This is a genomic window from Psychroflexus sp. S27, assembly GCF_002810405.1.
Taxonomy (GTDB): domain Bacteria; phylum Bacteroidota; class Bacteroidia; order Flavobacteriales; family Flavobacteriaceae; genus Psychroflexus; species Psychroflexus halocasei_A.
In genome coordinates this window covers 1-26,124 of sequence record NZ_NEXQ01000020.1, presented here as the reverse complement: position 1 = coordinate 26,124, position 26,124 = coordinate 1, and the positions used below count along the sequence as shown (strand labels likewise).

The following is a 26,124-nucleotide window of genomic DNA, read 5'->3' as shown; positions in this document are numbered from 1 at the left end:
GACCAACAGGATTAAATCTTATGCGAATTTTATTGTCTTTAGTTTTTATCAGTTTTATTGCAGGCTGTACAAAAACTGAAAATGAAATGACCTACATAGGTGGTGAAGTGATTCATCCGCTTGATAGTGTTGTATCTATTAGTAAAGACGGCGAACTGATAAAGCATATAAAGATTGATTCTAACAACCGTTTTTCTGACTCTATAAATATTGAAGAAGAAGGTATTTATACTTTTCACCACGTCCCTGAATGGCAACTGATTTATTTAAAACCTAACGACAGTCTTGTTTTTAGGGTAAATATGAAGGCTTTTGATGAATCTTTAGCTTTTGGAGGATCATCAGCAGCAGAGAACAACTTTCTCATCAATATGTATTTGATGAATGAAAAGAACGATAACCTGATTTTAAAATATTACAAAGTCAAACCTTCAGATTTTTCTTTTAAAACTGATTCTATCAGACAAATGCGTTTGAGTTCACTTGAAGATCTGAATCAACATTATGATTTTTCTGATTACTTCAACCGTATCGCTAAAAAAAGTATTGTTTACGAATTTTATGATATGAGAGAGCGTTATGCTTTTTTAATTCAAAAGTATTTCAAAGAACGTAAAAAAGATTTTAGTGATGATTTCTTCAATTATAGAGATACGATTGATTTTAATGATGATGAATTATTAAATCATTTTGGGTATTTAAGATTTTTAGATAATTATCTAAAAAATAAGTCTATTGAGGACTGTGATGAAAATGATGTGGATTGCTTTAAAATTAACAGCTTTAAAAATGTTAAAAAGCGTCTAACTATCGCAGATGAATTGTTCACAAATGATGTGATTCGGAATCGTTTTTATAAACGCTTTGTTAAAGAAGAAATTTTATTTTCTAAAAATGAAAATCAATTAGAAGACACTAAATCTTTAATCAAAAATTGCAACCTATCTGATGAGATTAAAAAAGATCTCTTAGCTTCAACTAAAATACAAAAGAATTTCCTTGAAAATCGTTACTTAGGTGATCAAAAATTAGTGACATCTGAACTCGATACAATCACAGTGAGCGAACTCATTAAAAACAAGCCTTTAGCGATATCCTCTTGGTCTTTTCATTCACCTGCATATAGAAATTATCAGGTTAATAAGGTGAAAAACCTTCAAAAAAAGTATCCTGAAATAAAATTTATAGGTTTAAATTTTGACACAGAAAGTGCAGAATTATGGAAGCAAAGACTCAAAAAATTTGGAATCGATAAGTCCAAAGAATACAAGTTGTTGCTAAAACCTAATGCAGAAAACCGAGAAGTTAGATTTATTGTGAATCATATTAATCGTATGTTTTTAATCAATAAAAAAGGGCATATCACAAAAAGTAATATCCCCTTCTCAAGTAATAAAATAGAATCTAATTTATTAGAGTTGGTTAATCAATAATTGATTAATAACCGTAGATTTTATTGTAAAGATTCAAGTATCTTTCTTTAATATTTCTTCTTTTTAGTTTTAATGTAGGTGTTAAATGTCCATCTTCAATTGTCCAAATTTCACCAGTTAATTCAAATTTTTTAATTTGTTCCCAGTTGCCAAACTTCTTGTTATAGTAAATAACTTCTTCTTCAATTCGGCTGATTAAATCTTTATTTAAAACGATTTCTTGAGGTGTATCCCCCAAATTAATTTCTTTACGCTCTGCCCATTCTATAACAAATTCAAAATTTGGTTGTATAAAAGCAGCTGGCATTTTTTCACCTTCACCAACCACCATGATCTGTTCAATAAAACGAGATTGCTTCATTGTATTTTCTAAGATTTGTGGAGCTACATACTTTCCGCCAGAGGTTTTGAACATTTCTTTTTTACGATCGGTAATTTTTAAGAAACCATCATTATCAATTTCACCTATGTCACCAGTATGGAAAAAACCATCGACGAGAGCCTCGTTAGTTTTCTCTTCATCTTTATAATAAGATTTCATCACCTGAGGACCTTTGACTAAAATTTCACCATCATCAGCAATTTTAACGATTGTTTCAGGAATTGGTTTGCCGACTGTACCGATTCTAAAGCCATGATCTCTCATGTCGTTTACCGCAATAACCGGTGAAGTTTCTGTTAAACCATAGCCTTCCATAACACGAATATTTGCAGCATTAAAAACTCTGGCTAATCGCGGTTGTAAAGCAGCACTTCCTGAAGCAATAACGCTTAGATTTCCTCCAAGAGCTTCTTGCCATTTACTAAAGATTAACTTATTTGCGATGTTGAGCTTAAACTCATACCACCATCCATTTTGACCATAAGGTTTGTATTTTAAACCTAAATCTACAGCCCAAAAGAAAAGTGCTTTTTTTATACCAGATAAGTCAGAACCTTTAGCAATAATTTTATCGTAAACTTTTTCTAATAAACGCGGAACTGCAGACATCACGTCTGGCTTCACCTCTTTAAGGTTATCACTAATAGCTTCTATAGATTCAGCAAAGTGAATACTGACACCATTAGCTTGATATAGATAATGCAACATTCTTTCGTAAATGTGGCAAATGGGCAAGAAGCTTAAAGCTCTTGCTTTACCAGTCTCAAAGGGCAAACGTGTGGAACTGTTAATTGCATTACTCGCTATGTTTTTATGAGAGAGCAAAACACCTTTAGGTCTTCCAGTTGTTCCTGATGTGTAGATAATTGTCGCCACATCATCTTCGGTAACTTTTGCTTTTAAGGCTTCAACTTCAGCTTGTCTGCTGTCATTTTTTCCAAGCTCTAAAACTTCCTTCCAGTTTTTAGTGTTTTTGATGTCATTAAAGGTGAAAACTTCTTTTAATAATGGAACCTGATCTTTAATTGCCATCACTTTGTCATAAACTTCTTTATCGGAAACAAAGCAATATTTTGATTCACTATGATTTAAAATATAGGCATAGTCTTCTTCTGAAATTGTTGGATAAATAGGAACGTTTTGAGCCCCTAATTGCATGATGCCAATATCCATGATATTCCATTCAGTACGGTTTGTTGATGAAATTAAAGCAACTTTATCATTTGCATTAACTCCCATTTTTAATAAACCTCTACTGATTTGATTCGCTTGATCTATATATGAACGTGTTGACGTTGCAATCCATTTTCCATCATATTTAGTCACTAAGGCTTCTTCAAGCTCATAGTTTTCTAACTGATAATATGGAAAGTCAAAAAGACGTTTAATGTTTTTCATTAATCTTAAGTTTTGTACCCTGCAAAATAAGAAAAAATTATTGAATTCTTTTATTCTATATTTTATAACATTATTGCATGGTATTTATCATTTTTTTGAGACAAGCCAGTTTCTGGCGTTTACAAATGCTTCTATCCATGGTGTCACTTCATCATTTCTGTCTTTAGGATAGTAAGCCCAATTCCAACTAAATGTTGATCTTTCCAAGTGAGGCATCATCACTAAATGTCTGCCGGTTTCATCACAAAGCATCGCTGCGTTGTAATCAGATCCATTTGGATTTGAAGGATATGAGTCAGCATAATATTTTGCAGGAATCTGATAATCACTTTCAGCTTTAGGTAATTGAAATTTCCCTTCGCCATGAGCGGCCCAAATTCCTAATCGAGAACCAGCTAATGATTTTAACATCACTGAATTATTTTCTAAAATATCAACTGCTGTAAATTGACATTCAAATTTATTTGAGTCGTTATGAAGCATTCGAGGTTTTTCATCATGCTTAGGATTGATAAGGCCTAGCTCAATATATAATTGGCAACCATTACAAACACCTAATGATAAAGTATCTTCTCTATTGAAGAAATTAATCAAAGCGTTTTGAGCATTTTGATTATACTTAAAAGCACCAGCCCAACCTTTTGCACTTCCTAAAACGTCTGAATTAGAAAAACCACCAACAGCAGCAATCATTTGCACATCTTCAAGATTTTCTTTACCAGAAACCAAATCTGTCATGTGGATATCCTTCACTTCAAAGCCTGCAATATGTAAGGCTCTAGCCATTTCGCGTTCAGAGTTTGAACCTTTTTCACGAATGATAGCAGCTTTGATTTTTTGTATTGGTGTTTCAGGTTTTTTGCCTGTAAACTGTTTTGGAAATTTATAATTCAACCCAACTTTATCAAGGTTCTCGTATCTTTCTAAAGCTTTTTCTTTTCCACTTTGTTCACAATCAAATTCGTAAGATTTTTTAGCCCAGATTTTACGGTATTCATCAATATCAAAATTTAATTCTTGATTTTGATGTGTGATATTTAATTCAGGCTTACTTGTTGCTCGACCAATTTCTATGGCTTCTATACCAAATTCTTTCAACTCTTTCTCAATATCACCTTTCGCTTGAAAAATCAAACTGCTGTTCTCTGAGAAAAGTAAGTTGAGTGTATTTTCTTCTTTTAAATTATCTAAATTAATGTCAGCACCTAAATCTTTATTTGCGAAACAAATTTCTAACAAAGCTGTGATTAATCCGCCTGAAGAAACATCATGACCAGCTGCGATTTTGTCAGCTTTAATTAGCTTTTGGATGCCATTAAATTGTTCTTTAAAGAAATTATCATCTTTAATTGAAGGTGCTTCTGAACCAACTTTGTTTAAAGTTTGACCTAAGGCTGAGCCGCCAAGCTTATACTGATCTTTTGAAAGGTTGAGGTAATAAATTTTTCCAGCTTCAGCTTGAAGAAGTGGCTCGACAACTTTAGTGATTTCTGAACATTGTCCAGCAGCAGAAATGATAACAGTACCAGGAGAGATAACTTCTTTGTCTTTATACTTTTGCGTCATGGATAAAGAATCTTTCCCTGTTGGCACATTAATACCAAGGTTGATGGCAAAATCAGAAACCGCTTTTACAGCTTCATAAAGTCTAGCATCTTCACCTTCATTTCTGCAAGGCCACATCCAGTTGGCAGATAGAGAAACCGATTTAAGATTTTCTTCTAAAGGTGCCCAAATGATATTTGTAAGTGCTTCTGCAATGGAGTTTTTTGAGCCAGCAACAGGATTGATCAATCCTGAAATTGGTGAGTGTCCAATGGATGTTGCAACACCTTTTTGACCTAAATAATCAAGTGCCATCACACCGACATTGTTCAGAGGTATTTGTAATTGACCTAATGTTTGTTGTTTTGCAACACGACCAGTTACGCAGCGATCAACTTTGTTGGTTAACCAATCTTTTGAAGCAACGCTTTCTAGTTGAAGTACATTTTTTACATGCTTATAAATGTCATTTTCGCTTTCTTTAATTTCAGCATAAGTTCTATTGACACTTTTATCTTGCATGATTGTTTTTGGAGAGCTTCCAAACATATCCTCAAGCATTAAATCCATTGAGGTTTTGTCAGTCTTATTATTTTTAAAAGTAAAACGATGATCGTCAGTCACCTTACCAACAAAATACATTGGAGAGCGTTCACGATCTGCAATTTTCTTTAAAAACTTCGCATTTTTTTCATCAATCACAAGTCCCATTCTTTCCTGTGATTCGTTGCCGATAATTTCTTTATCAGAAAGCGTTTGATCACCAATAGGCAATTCTTCTAAATTGATAAATCCGCCTGTGTCTTCTACAAGCTCACTCAAACAGTTAAGATGTCCGCCAGCGCCATGGTCATGAATTGATTTAATCGGGTTATGGTCGTTCTCAACCATGCCACGAATTGTGTTGGCAACTCTTTTTTGCATTTCTGGGTTTGATCGTTGTACGGCATTCAGTTCAATGCCACTTTCAAATTCGCCAGTGTCAGCTGAAGAAACAGCTGCACCGCCCATACCAATACGGTAATTTTCACCACCTAAAATGATGATGTCGTCATCTAAAGCTGGTGTTTCTTTTAAAGCTTGCTCTTTCTTACCATAACCAATTCCGCCAGCCATCATGATAACTTTATCAAAAGCCAAAAAACATTCATGTTCCTCATGCTCGAATGTAAAAACAGAACCAGCGATAAGTGGTTGACCAAATTTGTTTCCAAAATCTGAAGCACCATTAGAAGCTTTGATCAAAATATCAAGTGGCGTTTGGTAAAGCCAATCTCTTTCTTTTATGTTTTTCTCCCATGAACGTGGAGAATTTGTGCGAGAGTAAGATGTCATGTAAACAGCAGTTCCTGCTAAAGGCAAAGAACCTTTTCCGCCTGCTAATCGATCTCTAATTTCACCACCACTTCCTGTTGCAGCTCCGTTAAAAGGTTCAACGGTTGTTGGGAAGTTATGTGTTTCTGCTTTAAGAGAAATAACAGAATTGAAGTCTTTATTTTCATAAAAAGAAGCTTCATCTGGACGCTGAGGTGCAAATTGCTGCAATTTCGGGCCATCGATGAAAGCGACATTGTCTTTATATGCTGATATAATTGAATTAGGGTTTTCAGATGAAGTTTTTCTAATCATTTTAAATAATGACTCTTCTTTCTCTTCACCGTCAATAATAAATTGTCCGTTAAAAATTTTGTGACGACAATGCTCTGAATTGACTTGTGAGAAACCAAAAACTTCAGCATCGGTGAGAGGTCTTTTTAAACGTTTAGAAAGTTCTTTTAGATATTGAATTTCTTCTTCATTTAGCGCTAAGCCTTGTTTGAGATTGTAATCTGAAATATCATCAATATTCTGAATTTCCTCAGGATCAATATTAATGTCAAAAATATGTTGATTGAGTTCTTCATATTTTTGGTAAATCATGTGGTCATAAGCTTCAAAACCATTTTCGACACTCTGGAATTCTTCAATTCTTTCAATATCTTTAATCCCCATATTTTGGGTGATTTCTACAGCATTTGTACTCCATGGAGTGACCATTACTTGTCTTGGGCCTATAAAAGTGCCAGTAATTTCTTTTTGATCAACAAAAGTAGCATCGCCAAAAAGCCATTTTAGCTTTTTTATACTTTCGAAATCAGGTCTTTTGGATGTGGAAACTGCAAAAAAGTGCGTCGGGGTGGTCTTGAAGAAAACAATCATTAGTTGTGTTTTAAAGTTGTGTTTAGACGCCCTCAAAATTACAATAAAAATATGAGTAATGTATGAATTTGATTAAGTTTGGACTTAAATAAATCTTTCAACTTGAAATTACGTATTCTCAAAATATTAAGTTTTTTCTTATTCATACAAATCATTATTGTCTCGGTCATATCATCATTTCCAGGTTTTATAGAGCATTATTACAGTCAGAATTTCTTTCTGATGGTTTCAAAACTTCAGCACTTACAATTATTTTGGATTCCTTTTTCTGTAGGAGATATATTTTATGTTGTCATTGTTTTTTGGATTGTTAAATGGATTATCTTTCTTTTTAAAAGAAAATTTAAACCGTTTAGGTTGATTATTTATCAAGCTTTAGCATTTCTTTCTGTCACTTATTTTCTGTTTCATGCATTTTGGGGTTTCAATTATTACAGAAATCCTTTGCATGTTAATTTAAATTTAGATCCAGATTATACAACTGAAGAGTTGACTGAATTTACTTGTGATTTAATTCAAAAATCAAATCTTTTACACAGTCAATTAACTGCTCATGATACGCTAGCTGTCGATTATTATTTCAGAAAAAATGAATTGCAAAATTTAGTTTTTGAAACATATCAAGAGTTTCAAAACGAAAATCTCAACTTGCGTTATCCCTATGAAAACCTCAAAAGTTCAATGCTTTCATTACCATTAACTTATGCAGGTTTTAGTGGTTATGTTAATCCGTTTACAAACGAAGCACAATACAATACACTTGTACCAAAATACAAGCAACCCACAACAATGGCGCATGAAATTGGTCACCAGATGGGTTATGCCAAGGAGAATGAAGCCAATTTTATAGGTGCAATAGTGACAATAAATTCAAAAAATGATTTTATCAGGTATTCAGGTTTAACTTTTGCCTTAAAGTATAGTCTTAATGACATCTATTTAAGAGATCCTGAATTATTTTCGATAATGAAGGATGATGTGAATCCTGGAATCTTCAAAAATTATATGGAAGTTCAGTTGTTTTGGGAGAAACATCGTGGCCCAACAGAATTTATTATGAAAACCATTTATGGTAATTATTTAAAAGTGAATAAACAACCTGACGGATTGAAAAGTTACAGTTATGTTGTTGCCTTACTTGTGAATTACAATAAGAAATATAATTTATATCAATCAACTCAAACAATAAATCAATAATCTAAATTCTATCTTATGAAACAGTACATTTTTATGTTTTGTGTTTTATTTGGCATAACGAGTTTTGCTCAGGACTATTTCCCTGATTCAAAAGCCGTAAAGTCAGAAACATCAAATTATGTTGCAATCACCTCGGCTATGATTCATGTCAATGCTCAAAAAACACTAAAAAATGCAACACTTCTAATTAAAGACGGCAAAATAGTAGAAGTTGGACGTTCAGTTAAACTTCCTGAAAATACAGTTGTTGTAGATGCGCCAGGCAAACATATTTATCCATCTTTTGTAGAAACTTATTCTGATTTTGGAATCAAAAAAATACAATCTGCAAAAAGAAGATCTCAGCCACAATATGACGCTAACAGAAGCGGTTATTACTGGAATGATCACGTTAGACCAGATCAAGAAGCGAAATCTCATTTTGAGTACGATCAGAAAAAAGCAGAGAAACTAAGAAAAGCTGGTTTTGGAGTTGTGAATACACATATTGCAGATGGCTTTGTGCGCGGTACAAGTGCTTTGATAGCTTTAACTGATGAAACGGCTCACTCACGAATGCTCAACCCACAATCAGCTCAGTATTTTGCTTTTGATAGAAGCAAACAAACTCAGCAGGCTTACCCTAGTTCCATAATGGGCTTTACAGCTTTGTTAAGACAATTTTATCATGACACAGAAGCTTATAAAAATGGCCTGATCGAAGATAAAGATTTGGCGATTGAAGCTTCTATTGCTCAAGAAAATTTACCGCAAATTTTCTCAACAGAGAATTATCTAAATGCTTTACGTGCTGATAAAATTGGAGATCAGTTTGGTGTTCAGTACGCAATTATTGGAGGCGGTGATGAGTATAAAAGAGTTGATGAAATTGCCAAAACTCAAGCTACTTTTGTTTTACCAGTCAATTATCCAAAAGCTTATGATGTTGAAGATCCTTATTTAAGAGAATACCTTTCTTTAAGCGATATGAAAGATTGGCAATTAGCGCCTGCAAATGCGCAAATGCTTTCACAAAAAGGAATTGAAATTGCATTTACAACACGTGATTTAAAATCGCCAGATATGTTGTTGAAAAATCTTCAAAAATCTGTCGATTTAGGTTTAGATAAATCAGTCGCTCTAGCTGCTTTAACTTCAGTTCCCGCAAAATTAATCAATGCTGATCAGCATGTTGGAACACTTGAAAAAGGAAAATTAGCAAACTTCATTATTTCAGATAATGAATTGTTTACAGATAATTTTGAAATTGCAGAAAACTGGGTGCAAGGTGAGCGTCATCGTTATAAGGATATTCATAAGATTGATATTGCAGGTCAGTATAAATTGACGATTAATAATGAAGCTTTTGATTTAAAAATAAAAGAAAAATCAGGAAAATATTCTGCTGAAGTAAAGCAAAAAGATTTTAAATATGCTGCAAAATTATCTTTTGAAAACCAATGGTTAAGATTGATTTTGTCTTCAAAAGAAGATAAAAACTACAAAGTTTTAAGTGCTAAAATTGATGAAGTTCCTAGCCTGATTAAAGGTAAGGTCACTTTGGAAAATGGTAATACAACTACTTTTACAGCACAGCGTTTACGAAATGTACAAGAAGAAAAATCTGATAAGAAGGATAAAAAAGAAAAAGAGCAGTTGAAGTTTGAAGATTTACTCACTGTCAATTACCCGAACACGGCTTATGGTTTTAAAGAACCAAAACAAGAAGCTAAGAAAATTCTTTTTCAAAATGCAACAGTGATTACTGGATCTGAAAATGGAACATTAGAAAATACAGATGTACTAATCAAAGACGGTAAAATTTCTAAAATTGGTCAAAACCTCAGATCAGGAAATTCAAAAGTAATTGATGCAACAGGAAAATTTTTAACGGCAGGAATCATTGATGAGCACTCGCATATTGCATTGTCTTCAGTAAACGAAGGCGGGCACAATTCTTCTGCAGAAGTCAAAATGGAAGATGTTGTCAACCCTGATGATATTAGTATTTACAGATCTTTAGCTGGCGGTGTTACAACTGCGCAATTATTGCACGGATCGGCAAACCCAATTGGTGGTCGCTCTGCAATTATCAAATTGAAGTGGGGAGAAAGCGCAGATGAGTTAATTTATGATAACTCGCCAAAATTTATCAAATTCGCTTTAGGTGAAAATGTTAAACAATCTAACTGGGGAGGACGTTCACGTTTTCCACAATCAAGAATGGGAGTCGAGCAAGTTTTTAGAGATTACTTTACAAGAGCTCAAGCTTACGGTGAACGCAAAGCTTCTGGAAAAGCTTACAGAAAGGATGAAGAAATGGAAACTTTGCTAGAAATTTTAAACAAAGAACGTTTTATTTCTTGTCACTCTTATGTGCAAAGTGAAATTAATATGTTGATGAAAGTTGCTGAAGATTTCGATTTTGAAGTCAACACATTTACGCATATTCTAGAAGGCTACAAAGTTGCTGACAAAATGAAAGAACACGGCGCTGGCGGTTCAACATTTGCTGACTGGTGGGCTTACAAATATGAGGTTAATGATGCCATTCCTCATAATGCAGCAATTATGCATAACCAAGGTGTAACAGTTGCTATTAATAGTGATGATGGCGAAATGATCAGACGTTTAAACCAAGAAGCCGCTAAAACAATGAAGTATGGCGGCGTTTCTGAAGAAGATGCTTGTAAGTTTGTCACAGCAAACCCAGCCAAACTTTTACACTTAGAAGATCGTGTCGGAACTGTTGAAGAAGGTAAAGATGCTGATGTTGTATTATGGAATGCACATCCTTTAAGCGTTTATGCTAAACCACTTCAAACATTAATCGAAGGTGTTGTTTATTTTGATCTTGAAAAAGATAAAAAAATGCGACAAGAGATTAAAAAAGAGCGTCAAGTTTTAATTAATCAAATGATGGCTGCCAAAAACAAAGGCATGGAAACACAACCTATTAAAAAGGAAGAAAAAGAGTTTTTACACTGTGATAGTTTAGATCACATCAATCATAAACACAACTAAAATGAAGTCAATCAAACAATTTATATATCTGGTTTTTGCTGTGATGTTTTCATATTCTTACGCACAACAAACGCCAGCATCTTCTCAAAAACAAGCGATTTCTATTAAAGGCGCAACTGCATATATTGGTAACGGGAATCAAATTGAGAATTCTGTTATCGTTTTTGAAAAAGGAAAAATTACTTACGTCGGTACTGATCAATCTCAGGCAAAAGGAAAAGTGATTGATGCAAAAGGTAAGAATGTTTATCCAGGCTTTATCGCGCCAAACTCAACATTAGGTTTGGTAGAAGTTGATGCCGTAAGAGCTTCTGATGATGAGCGCGAGCTTGGTAAAATGTTACCACACGTCAGAAGTATTATTGCTTACAATACTGAAAGTAAAATTGTTGAAAGTATGCGTCCTAACGGCGTCTTGATGGGGCAAATCACGCCAAGAGGCGGCCGAATTTCAGGTACTTCTTCAATTGTACAATTTGATGCTTGGAACTGGGAAGATGCGATCATAAAAGAAAATGATGCTGTTCATGTCAATTGGCCTTCAGGTTTTTCAAGAAGTGGAAATTGGTATGATGCTGATCGTCGTTACGAGCAAAATAAGGATTACCAAAAAGAAGTTGATGAGCTAAGAACTTACTTCAAAAATGCACGTGTTTATAAAGAAACAAATCAAGAAATTGATTTAGCTAAACGCGCAATGCAAGGTGTCTTTAATGGAAATAAAAATCTTTTTGTTCATGTTAATGGTGAGAAAGAAATTAGAGATGTGATTAGTTTTCAAAAAGAAATGAAGCTAAATAATCTGACGATTGTTGGAGGCTATCAAGCGCATCAATTGGCTGATGAACTTAATAAATCTCAAATTTCAGTTTTAATTCAGCGGGTTCATTCAGTGCCAAATTTTGAAGATGACGATTATGATTTGCCATACAAATTGCCAAAAATACTTCATGAAGCTGGTGTTTTGGTTGCTTTAGAAGGAAGCGGAGACATGGAGCGTCAAAACTCACGTAATCTTCCTTTTTATGCAGGAACTGCTGTAGCTTACGGTCTTGATAAAAATGAAGCTTTAAAAATGATCACATTAAATACAGCTAAAATTTTAGGAATCGATGATCAAGTCGGAAGTTTAGAAGTTGGCAAAGATGCAACGCTTTTTATCAGTGAAGGTGATGCGCTTGAAATGCGCGGAAACAGATTGATGAAAGCTTATATTCAAGGAAGAGATATTAGTTTAGAGTCTCATCAAACTGAACTTTATAAACGTTATTCTGAGAAATACGAAAACGAATAATTTCTCTAAGAAATAATGATTTTAAAACTGCCTTAGATTATTTTAAGGCAGTTTTTTATTTGATATCTAAAAAGCAAAATTCATGATCCCAAGATTGTTTTTCTTCCTTAAAACAATCATCTTTTTCATCTTCATTGGCTTGATAGTTTTTCTGAACTTTTCCAATAACTTCAAATGAAATTGGTTTTTTGAAAAGCGGCCCATCAAAAACAAAAGTGTGAAACTCACCATTTTCACCACAAGGATCAACATTGTCAGGTAAATCTTTTAAGAAATCTTCATCAATGATTCTTCCACAGAAATCATCATTTAAATAAGCTGAATTTGTACAAACAACAATTGCTTTGTAACCTAACTCAATGAATTCTTGTATGAGTTTTGATGTGTCTTTCTTCCATAAAGGAAATAAAGTTTGAATGCCTGAACCTTCAAATTCTTTCTCACGATAAATTTTTAAATCTTCTAATAAAATATCACCAAAAACTGAAGTTTTATAACCTTGATGATAAAGATCAGTCACTTCTTTTTGCATCACTTTATTATATTCATTCAACGATAATTGTCCGTTTAAAGGAATTTGATGAAGCTTCATTTGTAATGCTTCTGCTTGCTTTTCTAGAAGAGAAACGGGTAAGCCATGCATGCTGACTCTGTTGACTTCAGCGTTGATTGTACTGACTAATAAATCTGGGGAATTCGCTGTGTTTTGTAATTTATGCAAAGCCAGCATTGCATCTTTACCAGAACTCCAGTTGAGGTAAGTTTTAGACATTTTCTTTGTTTAAAAAACTTTGAATAGCAAGCTCGTAACTTTGCATGCCAAAACCAAAGATGCAGCCTTTAGCAACAGGAGATAAGTAAGATTTTTTTCTGAAATCTTCTCTGGCATGCGTGTTCGAAATATGGACTTCCACAACAGGAATATCAATAGCTGCAATGGCATCAGCAATAGCAATTGAAGTATGCGTGTATGCCGCAGCGTTGATGATGATACCTTCGGCTTTTGTATTTTGAATTTCGGTGATCAGATCACCTTCTGAATTAGATTGAAAATAGGATAATTCAATTTTTCTAAATTTAAATTGTAACTCTGTAAAAAAAGTTTTAAAACTTTTTTTACCATAAATTTTAGGTTCTCTTTTTCCTAATAAGTTTAAATTTGGTCCGTTGATAATATGTAATTTCATAAACTAAGCTTAGGTTAGCTAAATTACAAAAAATTAAGATACAGCATGCATTGGCAATCGGCAATCAATTCTTTTAAAAATTACTTGAAAATCGAAAGAGGTTTGCTTGAAAATACTGTCAATTCTTATATTCTTGATGTCGAAAAATTAGTAAAATATTTAGCAGTTCATGAGATTGAAGTCGGTCCAAAAAAGATTTCAACAGAAGATTTACGATCTTTTATTTATGAACTCTCAAAGGTGGTTAACGAGCGCACACAAGCTCGAATTTTATCTGGCTTGCGTAGCTTTTTTGATTTCCTGGTTTTCGATGAAGTGAGAGATGATAATCCTGTTTTGTTGATAGAATCGCCTAAAATTGGAAGGAAACTACCAGACACTTTAAGTGTTGAAGAAATTGATGAAATTGTTGCTGCAATTGACTTATCACATCCTCAAGGTCAGCGTAACAAAACGATTATTGAGACGCTTTACGGTTGTGGTTTGCGTGTTTCTGAATTGATTAATTTACGCTTGTCAGATTTGTTTTTTGACGAAGGGTTTATCTCAATTGTCGGAAAAGGGGAGAAGCAGAGGTTTGTTCCTCTAAATGATTACACACAGCATTTGATAGAAATCTACATTAACGATGTAAGGCGATTGGGTGAAATCGCAAATAGATTTGAAGACGTTTTGTTTTTAAACAGACGAGGAAAACAACTCACACGTGCCATGATTTTTACAATTGTTAGAAAATTTTCAGAAGAAGCAAATCTTGACAAAAAAATAAGTCCACATACTTTTAGACATTCTTATGCAACGCATTTATTAGAAAATGGTGCTGACTTAAGAGCAATACAACAAATACTCGGACATGAAAGTATCACAACAACTGAAGTTTATATACATTTGAATCAGACTCATTTGCGTGACACAATTGAGCAATTTCATCCACGTGCGTAAAAAAAGAACAAAATTTATTTGAAACTCATAAAAATTAATATATTCAACCAAACCTAAATTAATTTATGGAAATTCCATTACTCAAGGAGATTGTTGTTGTACTTGGCATCTCAATTTTTATTATTCTCGGCTTTCAGAAGTTAAAATTACCTTCTATTTTGGGTTTTTTATTAGCGGGAATAATTGTAGGACCAAGTGCTTTTAATTTATTGAGCTCAAATCATGAAGTTGAATTACTCTCTGAAATTGGAATTATCTTTTTGCTTTTTGTGATTGGCATAGAGTTATCCTTTAGTGGTTTAATGAAAATGCGACGGATTGTTTTTCTGGGCGGTGGTGTTCAAGTGATTGGTACAATTTTATTGACAAGCTTAGTGGTTTATGCTTTCGGAATCAATTATAATACAGCTATTTTTATTGGATTTCTGATTGCTTTAAGTTCAACTGCAATTGTGTTGAAAATGCTTCAGGAACGCGGTGAAATTTCACAATCTCACGGACGTTTAGCTTTAGGAATTTTAATTTTTCAAGATATTATTGTTGTCCCAATGATGTTAATGACACCAATTTTAGCTGGAAAATCTGATGATGTTACAATGACAATTCTCATTCTAATAGCTAAACTGATTGGTTTAGGTGTCGTTGTCTGGATTTTACAAAAATACATTGTTCCACAAGTTTTTAAAATGGTTGTCAAAACCAAAAATCGTGAACTTTTTATATTGACAACAATTGTTTTTTGTTTTGCTATTGCTTGGTTAACATCAGCAGTAGGTTTGTCATTAGCATTGGGTGCTTTTTTTGCTGGTTTGATTATTTCAGAATCAGAATACAGTCATCAAGCCACAGCAAACGTTTTGCCATTTAGAGAAATATTTATCAGCTTTTTTTTCATATCTGTCGGATCACTTTTAGATTTAAGTTTCTTCGCTGAAAATGTTCTTTATATTCTAGCTTTTGTCCTGATTGTTTTGCTCGTAAAAATGATTATTATTTTTGTGACTTCAGCTGTTTTAAAGTTGAATGTCAAAACAGCAATGATGACGGCTTTAGCTGTTTTTCAAGTTGGGGAATTTTCATTATTACTTTCGACAGTTGGTGTTCAAAATGATTTGTTGACACAAGATATGTATCAGTATTTCTTGGCCGTTTCAATCATGACGATGGCACTCACACCGTTTTTTATACAAAAATCTGATGCGCTAACAGCTTACTTTTTAAAAGTTCCATTGCCGAAACGTGTGAGAGCTCGTATCAAAGCACAGAAAAAGGCTTTGAGTTCTAATGAAGAAGATCAGGATGATGATTGGGATGATCACGTTGTCATTATTGGTTATGGTATTAATGGTAAAAATATTGCTCGCGTTACGCGATCAACAGGTATTCCTTATGTGATTGTTGAAATTGATTACGATGAAATTCAAGAAGCAAAACGCCGAAATCATCCTGTGGTTTATGGAGACGCGTCTGAACCAGAAATTTTGAAATATATCAATATTCAGAAAGCGAGAACGGCCGTGATTGCGATTTCTGATCCTAATGCAACAAAGAAAATTATTTCTACCATTCGTTTGTTTTCACAAACTGTGCATACAATTGTGAGAACACGATACGTGAAGGAAATAGAAGAAAATATGAAATTGGGTGCAGACGAGGTTATTCCTGAAGAATTTGAAACTTCTATTGAAATTTTTACACGTGTTTTAAAACAATATATGATCACGCATGATGAGATCAACAGAATTGTTTCAAACATCAGATCCTCAGACTATGAAATGTTGACTAGTGTGAAACCTTTTTCTGCAAAAGGAGCCTTTGAACAACTCAATATTCCAAACAAAGAAGTTGCTTCACTGCATGTGCAACATAAGGATAATGATATTGTAGGCAAATCATTAATTGAATCACAGCTTTCGCAAAAATATAATTTAGTTGTATTGGGCATCAAACGCGGACGCTACTACAAATCAGAAATAAAACCAACATCTAAAATTGAAGTTGATGATATCATCTATATCTTTGGTGCACCAAAAGACATCAACGCGTTGAATAAGGTGATTAAAATTTAAATAAAATAAAAAAAGAAATGATGCATAAAAGAATTTCAGCACTTGTCATCTCAAGCTTACTCTTTGTGGCGTGTGGCGTTCAGCCTAATGCTTCAAAAGGAATAGAAGTTTCGATTGACTTAACAAATGTCGATCAAGATATGTTAACCGTCACACATAATCCGGGGAAAATTAAAACAGAAAGTATCAAGTTTTATATTCCTAAAACAGTTCCTGGGACTTATGATCTTAGTGATTATGGACAGTTTGTGCAAGAAATGATCGCTTACGATTATGAAGGCAAAACAATGCCTGTTGTTCAAAATGATGAAAATACATGGACGATTAATAATGCAACAGAACTTGACAGAATTTCATATAAAGTTAATGACACTTATGATATCGATGATGAAGGCGGTGTTTTTTCTCCAGCTGGGACAAATATTGAAGAAGGCGAAAATTACATGCTGAATTTACATGGCTTTGTTGGTTATTTTGAAGGACATCAAGAAGAAAATCATCAATTAAAAATTACAAGACCACTTGATTTTAAAAGTGCATCTTCATTGCAAATCGCAAGTCGTGATACTATTGATCAAAAAGTGACAGATGCTTATATGACTTCGCGTTATTTCGGATTGATTGACAACCCAATTATGTATGGTAAATTAAGTAAAACGACTTTTGATATCCAAGATATGGTGGTTGAATTAAGCGTTTATTCGCCTAATAATAAATACACAGCTGAAGATTTAAAACCAAGTATGGAGAAAATGGTGCAAGCGCAGAAATCTTTTTTAGGAAAGATAGATAACACGCCGCTCTACTCAATTATCCTGTATTTATCAGATATGGAAAAAACTGACGCAACAGGTTTTGGAGCGCTTGAGCATCACACATCGACAACAGTGGTTTTGCCGGAAATGATGTCTCTTGAGCAGTTAGAAGAATCGATGACGGATGTTGTGTCACATGAGTTTTTTCACATTATCACGCCTTTAAATCTTCAGTCGAAAGAAGTACATTTTTTTGATTATAATACACCTAAAATGTCTCAGCATTTATGGTTATATGAAGGTGTGACTGAATATTTTGCAAATTTATTTCAGGTCAATCAAGGTTTGATTACTGAACAAGAATTTTATGATCGTATGGCAGAAAAAATTCAAACATCACAAGGATTTAATGATGAAATGCCAATGACTGAGTTAAGCGAAAATATTTTGTCAGACGATTACAAAGACCAATATTACAATGTTTACCTTAAAGGTGCTTTAATCGGAATGACGCTTGATATCAGATTGCGTGAATTGAGTGATGGTGATCAAGGGATTTTAAAAACTTTAAAAACATTAATTGATAAATACGGAAAAAATAAACCATTTCAAGATGATGAATTGATTTCTGAATTTGTGAAAGCAACTTATCCAGAACTTCAGAATTATTTTGATACTTATATCACAGGTTCAACGCCAATTCCTTATGAGGAATTTTTAAATAAAGTTGGTTTAGAATACATTCAAAAACAAAAGCAAACAGAGTTTTTTATTGATGGTGAAACGCCTTTTATTGACGTAAACACTAAGAATAATAAAATTTTCTTTAGAAAAGCTTACCCTTTACATTCTACTTTTAAAGAATTGGGAGTAAAACCAGGTGATTATATCAAGAGCGTGAACGGTACAGAATACGAGCTGCATAATGTTCGTGCAATGATCAGTGCATCTTTTAGATGGAATTCTGGTGACGACTTAACGATGGTTGTTGAAAGAGGTGGTAAAGAAATTAAACTTGAAGGGAAAGTTTCAAGACCGACAACAACAAGTTTTGAAATAGAAGCTAAGGATATTCCTAAAGATTCTGAGGCTTATAAACTAAGAAAAGCATGGTTGAAATTTTAAGATTTATCAATCAAATCAATTCATAATTATAAATGAAGAATGGGAAAAGGGCTCAAAAGTTACTTTTTAGAGAAGACATTAAAGAAAAATTTAAAAAATCAGAAATCAGAACGTAAATCTGATCGCGTTGCTATTCTGTTTCATCTGAGTGATTATTCTTCAAATGAATTATTGCAGTGTTTTCAAAATAATTTTAAAGAATTTAAAAACTATCAATTGGATTTAATTGCTTTTTCAGATGAAAATCAAGATAAATCAGCAGAAGGCTTGCATGTTTTTTCAAAAAAGGATTTTAATTTTTTTTCAAAACCAAAGTCAGAAGAACTAAAAGGCTTTTATGGTCAAACTTATCAGTTGATTTTTAATCTATTTAATGAGGAATCTGTTTATTTGCAATTGATGAATTCATGTTTAAAAGCCAATTTTCAAGTCGGAATTTCAGACTTAGAACAAAATCAAATGCTTATTAGAGTTTCATCTAAAGAACCTCAGGAGTTCTTTAGTGAAGCTTCAAAATATTTAAAACAAATCGATTATGGATCTTAATCAATTTAAAGGAACTGGTGTTGCGCTTGTCACGCCTTTTACAAAAGATAAAGAAGTTGATGTTGAAGCCTTAAAAAAATTGGTCAATTACCAAATAGATAATGGTATAGATTATATTGTGGCTTTAGGGACAACGGCCGAAAGTGCAACGCTTTCAAAAGAAGAAAAGGAGCTTGTTAAAAAAACAATTCGCGAAGAAAACAATGGCAGATTACCCTTAATGTTAGGTGTCGGAATCAATAACACAGCAGAATTGCTTAAAACCTATCAACGTGAAAATTTTGATGGTTTTGACGCAATTTTATCGGTTTCACCATTTTATAACAAACCCACTCAAGAAGGAATTTATCAACACTTTGCAGTTTTAGCAAAAGCATCTGATTTACCTATTGTTCTTTATAATGTGCCAGGTCGAACAGGGTCAAACATGCAACCAGAAACAGTCGTGCGCTTAGCTGAAGATTTTGATAGTATTATCGGTATCAAAGAAGCAGCAGGCGATATGAATCAGGCGATGACTTTAATAAGAGACACGCCAAAAGATTTCTTGGTGATATCTGGTGATGATATGATTGCTTTGCCAATGGTTTTAGCAGGAGGGGCAGGCGTTATTTCAGTGATGGCTGAAGGTTTTCCAAAAGAATTTTCTAAAATGATGAATTTCGGTTTATCAAGAAAAGTTGATGAAGCTTTTGCTTTACAATATAAATTGATGAAAGGCATTGACTTGATTTTTGAAGAAGGAAATCCAGCGGGGATCAAAGCGGTTTTTGAGGCTAAGTCACTTTGTGAAGCAGATGTTCGCTTGCCTTTAGTGGAAGCAACAGCCGGATTAAAAACTAAATTATCAGATTTTATTAACACATTAAAATAAGCTTAAAAAAATTGCGTTTTTTTAATAAGATTATAATCAGTAATTTTGCAAAATATTTATTCTCTATGAGGTACGTTACAGTTTTATTATTGTCATTAATTCTTTTCAGCTCTTGCAGTGAGTATCAAAAGGTACTTAAATCTGAAGAAGTTGGCCCGAAATATGAAATGGCAAAAGAATTATATGAAAAAGGTGTTGAAACAGACAAAAATCGTTACTTCAATAAATCGATGCGTTTGTTTGATCAAATTTTACCACAATACAGAGGTAAACCTCAAGGTGAAACTGTGACTTATATGAATGCAAACGCTTATTATTTAAGTGGAGATTATTTTACAGCGGCGCATTTATTTGAAAGGTTTACGCAATCATACCCAACAAGTCAAAAATCTGAAGAAGCACTCTTTAAGTCTGCTAAAAGTTACTATGAAGTTTCACCAGTTTATAGTTTAGATCAATCTCAGAGCTTAAAAGCTTTGGCTAAATTGCAAATATATATTGACACTTATACTGAAGGTAAACATTTTGATGAGGCTAATGTTTTGGTAGCTGAGTTACAAGAAAAAATAGACAAAAAGTATTATGAAATTGCAAAACAATACCATCATACTGAGCGTTACAAAGCTGCAATTGAAGCTTTAGATAACTATATTCTTGATTACCCCGGAACTGATTATAAAGAGAAAGCTTACTTTTACAAATATGAATCTGCTTACTTGTTAGCAATTAATAGCTTGCGAGTTTTGGTAGAAGAAAGGTTAAAAGAAGCGAAAAATTACGGAGAAGATTATTTAAGATATTACCCTGAAGGGGAGTTTGCAGAAGAAGCTCAAACGTATTTTGACGATATCAATAAAAGATTAAAAGAAAAAGTATATGAAAACTAATATTAAAGATTCTAAAGCACCAACAACAACAGTAACGATCGATAAAAATAAAGTCGATGCGCCGACTAATAATATTTACGAGGCAATCTCTATTATTGCAAAGCGTTCTAGCCAGATTAATTCTGATATGAAAAAAGAACTGCTTGAAAAGCTTGAAGAATTTGCAACTTATAATGAAAGTTTAGAAGAAATATTTGAGAACAAAGAGCAAATCGAAGTTTCTAAGTTTTATGAAAGATTGCCTAAACCACATGCTTTAGCTTTAGAAGAGTGGTTAGAAGATAAAATCTACTACAGACATACTAAAGAAAACGAAGAAGCATAATGCAAGTTTTGAGCGGCAAGAAAATATTAGTCGGCATCACAGCTGGTATTGCCGCTTACAAATCTGCTTTTTTAGTTAGATTATTAAAAAAAAATGGTGCAGACGTCAAAGTTGTTTTGACACCTGATGCACTAGATTTTGTAACCCCGCTTACTTTATCAACACTTTCAGGACATCCTGTTTATCATCAATTAGCTGATGATGAAGGAAACTGGACAAATCATGTTGATTTAGGTTTGTGGGCTGATTTGTTTATAATCGCACCAGCTACTGCAAATACATTGTCTAAAATGGCGAATGGAGCAGCAAATAATCTATTATTGACGACATATCTTTCGGCAAAATGTCCAGTTTATTTTGCGCCAGCAATGGATCTAGATATGTATAAGCATCGCAGTACAAAACAAAGCATTGATCAGTTGATTAAATTTGGAAATAAATTTATTAAGCCAGGAGTAGGAGAGTTAGCAAGTGGATTATCTGGAGAAGGCCGAATGGCTGAACCCGAAGAAATTCTTGAGTTTGTCAGTCAAGATTTATTATCACAATTACCTTTACACGGAAAACGCGTTTTAATCACTGCAGGACCAACCTATGAAGCTATTGATCCTGTTCGATTTATAGGGAATCGATCTAGTGGAAAAATGGGCTATGCTTTAGCCGAAGAAGCCTTAAGATTAGGTGCTGAGGTTGTTTTGGTTTCTGGACCAACATATTTAACTATCTCCCATCCTCATCTTAAACTTATTGATGTGAGATCTACTGATGAAATGTTTCTGGCTGTACAAAAAGAGTTTAGCTCTACTGATGTCATCATTTCTTCTGCAGCGGTTTCTGACTATAAACCTAAACACCAAGCTGATCAGAAAATTAAAAAGTCAGATGAAACAATGACTTTAGAGTTAGAGAAAACTCAAGATATTTTGAAATATATCGGAGAGCATAAAACCGATCAATATCTTGTGGGCTTTGCTTTAGAAACCGAAAATGCTGAAGCACATGCAAAAGCTAAAATCGAAAAGAAAAATCTTGATGTTATTGTTTTAAATCAACATAATGCTTCTAATCAAGTTTTTGGTTCAGACTTTAATCAAGTAAGTTTATTGACAAAAAATGAACAGCTTGACTTTGATGCAAAACCTAAAAAAGAAGTTGCTCAAGATATTTTTAAATTTATCTCATCAAATATTTTATCATGAAAAACCTATTTATTATTGCTTTTTGTTTTGTAGTTCAAATTGGTTTTTCACAAGAAATCAATGCTGAAGTTACCATTGATGCTAAGCAAACAGGACAAACCCAATTAAGCGTTTTCAAAACATTGGAAACTGAATTGACTGAGTTTATCAATAGAAACTCATGGACAAATCAACATTTAGAGTCTCACCAAAAGATTGATATTAGTTTCTTTATCATGGTGCAAGATTTAAAGGAAAATAATTTCAGAGCAACATTACAAATTCAAGCCTCTCGACCTATTTTTGGAACCGATCAAGTTTCTTCATTAATAAATTACAAGGATTCTGATTTTAATTTTCAGTATAACGAATACCAAGCGCTCAACTTTTCGTCAACGAGTTATCAGAATAATTTAGTTTCGACAATTTCCTACTATGTTTATGCAATTTTAGGATTGGATGCTGATAGTTTTGAAGAAGAAGGTGGAACAGATTATTATGAAGCAGCTAACCAAATCGCGAATTTCTCACAACAAAGAGGAACAGGTTGGGATGCTTCATCAGGAAACAACTCTCGTATCAATCTGATTAGAGAGCTCATTTCTGCAAATTACGCTAATTTTAGATCAGCATATTACCGTTATCACCGTCAAGGTTTAGACCAGTTTTATATGGATTCTGAAAAAGCAAAATCTGAAATTACCGAAAGCTTAAAAGAGATTTCAGCATTATCTAAATCCAGATCCAGTTCAACAGTTATAAGAGGATTTTTTGATGCAAAAGCAAATGAAATTTTACAAATCTACAGCGGTGGTAATGACGAAAATCATACTGAAATTAAAAAATTACTTCTAAGTATTTCTCCAGTTCACAGTCGTTCTTGGCGACAAATCAAATCTTAATCAAAAGCTTGATAATTCCGCAAGTTTCGTAAATTTACGGCAAAATTAAAGACTTTGCTGAACAAACTAAATATCCGAAATTTTGCACTCATTGAAGATGTTCAACTTAACATCAATAAAGGCTTTACCGTAATTACAGGAGAAACTGGCGCAGGTAAATCAATTTTACTTGGTGCCATTAGTTTACTTTTGGGAAAAAGGGCAGATTTAAGTACAGTTCGTGATGCATCTAAAAAATGTGTTATTGAAGCTGAGTTTAATATATCTGATTATCAACTTCAAGCAATTTTTGAAGAACTGGACATCGATTATGATGATAGTACGATTATCCGTCGAGAGATATTACCATCAGGAAAATCAAGATCTTTTGTTAATGACACCCCAGTTCGTTTAGCTCAAATCTCACAACTAGGTCAGCATCTTATTGATATTCACAGTCAGCATCAAACATTGAGTATTGGAGAAGAAGATTTTCAATATTTTATATTAGACACGATTGCTTCAACAGATGTTCAAAAGAAAAAATATCAAGAATCTTTTTATCATTTAGGAGAACTTAAAAGAAAACTTCATGATCTAGAAGAACAACAACGTCAAGCTTCTGCAGCTTATGATTATAATTTATTTTTATACAATGAATTGGATGAAGCCAAACTCAAAGCAGGAGAGCAAGCTAATCTAGAAAAGCTTAAAGCTAAACTTGATAATGTTGAAATTCTTCAAGAAAGTTTATCGGAAAGTTTACAAGCATTGACTCATGAAGACTTGGGCGCTTTAGGACAATTAAGACAAAGTGCCACTTCACTAAAAAACGCTGCCAAATATGATGAGAAAATGGCAGGTTTTTCAGAAAGGTTAGAGAGTGTTTTAATAGAAGTTGAAGATTTAACAAGTGACCTTGAACGAGAGTTTGAAAATGTAGAAAACGATCCTGAATTAAAAACTCAGGTTGATGATAAATTGGAAGCGATTTATCATTTGCAAAATAAACATCAAGTTCAAACAATTGAAGAGCTTTTAGAGATTCAATCTCGATTAGAAAAAGAAATCGAAAATTCTGATAACGCACAATCCAATCAAGATGCGATAAAGAAGCAGATTTCTGAAGAGGAAGAAAAATTAGAAAAATCAGCTCAAGTATTATTTAAAAACCGAAATAAAGTCGTTAAAAATATCAGTGAGCATGTTGAGTTGATGTTGAAAAATCTTGGTATTCAAGATGCTCAACTTAAAATATCAGGTGATTTTACGAAAGATTACACAGCTCAGGGAGGCGATCGTTTTGAGTGGTTATTTACGGCAAATAAAGGCCAAGATTTAAAAGCAATTAAGAAGGTTGCTTCAGGAGGTGAAATGTCAAGAATAACTTTAGCAATTAAATATTTATTATCTCAACATTTAAAATTGCCAAGTTTAATTTTTGATGAAATAGATACAGGTGTTTCAGGTGAAATTGCAGAAAAAATGGGTGACGTCATGCTTGACATGTCTGAAAATATGCAGGTGATATCCATCACACACTTACCACAAATTGCAGCGAAAGGGAAGACACATTTAAGAGTGTTTAAGGAAGTTGTGAATCAGAAAACACAATCACAAATATCAGTTTTATCGACTAAAGAACGCGTTGATGAGTTGGCCGAAATGCTTGGAAGTAAAGATTCAGAATCAGCAGTTTCGCATGCAAAATCTTTGTTAGCTCAATAAATGTTATAAATTTACAAATCAAAATATCAATCACATGTCATACAATTTATTAAAAGGAAAAAGAGGAATTATTTTTGGTGCATTAGATGAAAATTCTATCGCATGGAAAACAGCAGAACGTGTTCATGAAGAAGGCGGAACTTTTGTGTTGTCAAATGCGCCAATAGCGATGCGTATGGGGTCAATCAAAGACCTAGCTGAAAAAACAAATTCTGAAATAATTGCAGCTGATGCAACTAATATTGAAGATCTTGAAAAGTTAGTTGATCAGGCGACAGAAATTTTAGGAGGTAAAATAGATTTCGTATTGCACTCAATCGGTATGTCGATTAATGTTAGAAAAGGAAGACATTATACTGATCAGAATTATGACTGGACTCATAAGGGAATGGATGTTTCAGCAATGTCATTTCATAAAGTGATGCAGGTTTTGAAAAAGAAAGAAGCGATGAACGAATGGGGAAGTATTGTTGCTTTAACATATATGGCTGCACAACGTGTTTTTCCTGATTATAATGATATGGCTGATAATAAAGCTTATTTAGAATCTATTGCACGTAGTTTTGGTTATTTCTTTGGTAAAGACAATAAAGTAAGAGTAAACACGATTTCTCAATCTCCAACTCCAACAACAGCAGGTAAAGGCGTAAAAGGTTTTGATGCTTTTATTAATTACGCAGATAAAATGTCACCTCTAGGAAATGCAACAGCTCTTGAATGTGCAGATTACACAATTAGTTTATTTTCTGACTTAACAAAAAAAGTGACATTACAGAACCTTTATCATGATGGAGGTTTCTCTAATGTTGGCGTGAGTCAAGATGTTATTGAGAAATTTGAATAATAACACTTATTATAAATATTTATATTTCTAAAAACGCTTTCGGGCGTTTTTTTTATTTAAAAAACTCTTAATTGGTCTCAAAAAAGGGATTTAAACCCTGCAATTTTATTGCAGCACTTTAGTAGTGCGAAAAAATCTATATTTTCGTACTATGAGTTATCAAAGAAAAGGCTCCCATACGGTAAGTTATTTAACGTGCCATATTGTTTGGGTTACAAAATATCGGTACAAGGTACTTCGCGGAGATGTTCAAACTCGTTGTCGTGAGCTTTTAATCCAAATATGTGAAGCCGAAGGTATAGAAATACTGAAAGGAGTAGTGAGTTCGGATC

Annotated in this window: 20 protein-coding genes; 16 read left to right on the top strand and 4 right to left on the bottom strand. The window is 33.3% G+C overall.

Annotated features, from left to right (window positions below; genetic code table 11):
• Positions 1-20 precede the first annotated feature (20 nt).
• A complete protein-coding gene (locus tag CAP47_RS04230; protein ID WP_100775537.1) occupies positions 21-1,433 on the top strand; it encodes a TlpA family protein disulfide reductase in 1,413 nt (470 codons plus the stop codon).
• A gap of 4 nt (positions 1,434-1,437) precedes the next feature.
• Here the strand turns inward: CAP47_RS04230 and CAP47_RS04225 are convergent, their stop codons facing one another.
• Together CAP47_RS04225 and purL are read right to left on the bottom strand one after the other, a co-directional pair.
• Positions 1,438-3,213 (bottom strand): AMP-dependent synthetase/ligase, encoded by a 1,776-nt coding sequence (locus CAP47_RS04225; RefSeq protein WP_100775536.1) that lies wholly within the window; start codon positions 3,211-3,213, stop codon positions 1,438-1,440.
• 87 nt (positions 3,214-3,300) lie between these two features.
• On the bottom strand, positions 3,301-6,957 hold the full coding sequence (purL, locus tag CAP47_RS04220) for a phosphoribosylformylglycinamidine synthase (protein ID WP_100775535.1): 3,657 nt from the start codon (positions 6,955-6,957) through the stop codon (positions 3,301-3,303).
• Positions 6,958-7,059: 102 nt separating this feature from the next.
• Between purL and CAP47_RS04215 the strand changes: the two genes are divergently transcribed.
• From CAP47_RS04215 to CAP47_RS04205, 3 genes are read left to right on the top strand one after another with little or no spacing between them, the layout of a single operon-like run.
• Positions 7,060-8,154 (top strand): DUF3810 domain-containing protein, encoded by a 1,095-nt coding sequence (locus tag CAP47_RS04215; RefSeq protein WP_100775680.1) that lies wholly within the window; start codon positions 7,060-7,062, stop codon positions 8,152-8,154.
• 15 nt (positions 8,155-8,169) lie between these two features.
• Positions 8,170-11,157 (top strand): amidohydrolase family protein, encoded by a 2,988-nt coding sequence (locus CAP47_RS04210; RefSeq protein WP_100775534.1) that lies wholly within the window; start codon positions 8,170-8,172, stop codon positions 11,155-11,157.
• A 1-nt stretch (position 11,158) separates the two neighbouring features.
• Positions 11,159-12,451 (top strand): amidohydrolase family protein, encoded by a 1,293-nt coding sequence (locus CAP47_RS04205; protein ID WP_100775533.1) that lies wholly within the window; start codon positions 11,159-11,161, stop codon positions 12,449-12,451.
• A gap of 55 nt (positions 12,452-12,506) precedes the next feature.
• Here CAP47_RS04205 and CAP47_RS04200 read toward each other — a convergent pair whose 3' ends face one another.
• A complete protein-coding gene (locus CAP47_RS04200; protein ID WP_100775532.1) occupies positions 12,507-13,223 on the bottom strand; it encodes an ATP-binding protein in 717 nt (238 codons plus the stop codon).
• A complete protein-coding gene (gene aroQ / locus CAP47_RS04195) occupies positions 13,216-13,638 on the bottom strand; it encodes a type II 3-dehydroquinate dehydratase (RefSeq protein ID WP_100775531.1) in 423 nt (140 codons plus the stop codon). Before aroQ ends, CAP47_RS04200 begins: the two co-directional genes overlap by 8 nt.
• Positions 13,639-13,683: 45 nt before the next feature.
• Here aroQ and xerA point away from each other — a divergent pair, with 45 nt between their 5' ends.
• The 12 genes from xerA to CAP47_RS04135 all read left to right on the top strand — a co-directional run.
• Positions 13,684-14,580 (top strand): site-specific tyrosine recombinase/integron integrase, encoded by an 897-nt coding sequence (xerA, locus tag CAP47_RS04190; RefSeq protein ID WP_100775530.1) that lies wholly within the window; start codon positions 13,684-13,686, stop codon positions 14,578-14,580.
• A gap of 65 nt (positions 14,581-14,645) precedes the next feature.
• Entirely contained in the window at positions 14,646-16,649 is a 2,004-nt protein-coding gene (locus CAP47_RS04185) for a monovalent cation:proton antiporter family protein (protein WP_100775529.1), read from the top strand.
• A gap of 20 nt (positions 16,650-16,669) precedes the next feature.
• Complete coding sequence (locus tag CAP47_RS04180) at positions 16,670-18,529, top strand: peptidase M61 (protein ID WP_192869941.1); 1,860 nt, start codon at positions 16,670-16,672, stop codon at positions 18,527-18,529.
• A gap of 39 nt (positions 18,530-18,568) precedes the next feature.
• The gene (locus tag CAP47_RS04175) at positions 18,569-19,075 is read left to right on the top strand and encodes a DUF6913 domain-containing protein (protein ID WP_100775527.1); all 507 of its coding nucleotides are present in this window, start codon (positions 18,569-18,571) and stop codon (positions 19,073-19,075) included.
• Entirely contained in the window at positions 19,065-19,949 is an 885-nt protein-coding gene (gene dapA, locus CAP47_RS04170) for a 4-hydroxy-tetrahydrodipicolinate synthase (RefSeq protein ID WP_100775526.1), read from the top strand. Before CAP47_RS04175 ends, dapA begins: the two co-directional genes overlap by 11 nt.
• A 65-nt stretch (positions 19,950-20,014) precedes the next feature.
• On the top strand, positions 20,015-20,836 hold the full coding sequence (locus CAP47_RS04165) for an outer membrane protein assembly factor BamD (RefSeq protein WP_100775525.1): 822 nt from the start codon (positions 20,015-20,017) through the stop codon (positions 20,834-20,836).
• Complete coding sequence (locus CAP47_RS04160) at positions 20,826-21,161, top strand: DNA-directed RNA polymerase subunit omega (RefSeq protein WP_100775524.1); 336 nt, start codon at positions 20,826-20,828, stop codon at positions 21,159-21,161. The genes CAP47_RS04165 and CAP47_RS04160 overlap by 11 nt, the downstream gene beginning before the upstream one ends.
• Positions 21,161-22,360, top strand: a complete 1,200-nt coding sequence (coaBC, locus tag CAP47_RS04155) for a bifunctional phosphopantothenoylcysteine decarboxylase/phosphopantothenate--cysteine ligase CoaBC (protein WP_100775523.1) — start codon at positions 21,161-21,163, stop codon at positions 22,358-22,360. The genes CAP47_RS04160 and coaBC overlap by 1 nt, the downstream gene beginning before the upstream one ends.
• Complete coding sequence (locus CAP47_RS04150) at positions 22,357-23,241, top strand: DUF4835 family protein (RefSeq protein ID WP_100775522.1); 885 nt, start codon at positions 22,357-22,359, stop codon at positions 23,239-23,241. The genes coaBC and CAP47_RS04150 overlap by 4 nt, the downstream gene beginning before the upstream one ends.
• A 54-nt stretch (positions 23,242-23,295) precedes the next feature.
• Positions 23,296-24,948 carry a DNA repair protein RecN gene (recN, locus tag CAP47_RS04145; RefSeq protein WP_100775521.1) on the top strand — a complete coding sequence of 551 codons (1,653 nt, stop codon included), beginning with the start codon at positions 23,296-23,298 and terminating at the stop codon, positions 24,946-24,948.
• A gap of 34 nt (positions 24,949-24,982) precedes the next feature.
• A complete protein-coding gene (locus tag CAP47_RS04140) occupies positions 24,983-25,792 on the top strand; it encodes an enoyl-ACP reductase (RefSeq protein WP_100775520.1) in 810 nt (269 codons plus the stop codon).
• A 151-nt stretch (positions 25,793-25,943) separates the two neighbouring features.
• Positions 25,944-26,124 (top strand): transposase (locus tag CAP47_RS04135; RefSeq protein ID WP_192869940.1); only part of this gene is annotated, 181 nt, incomplete at its 3' end.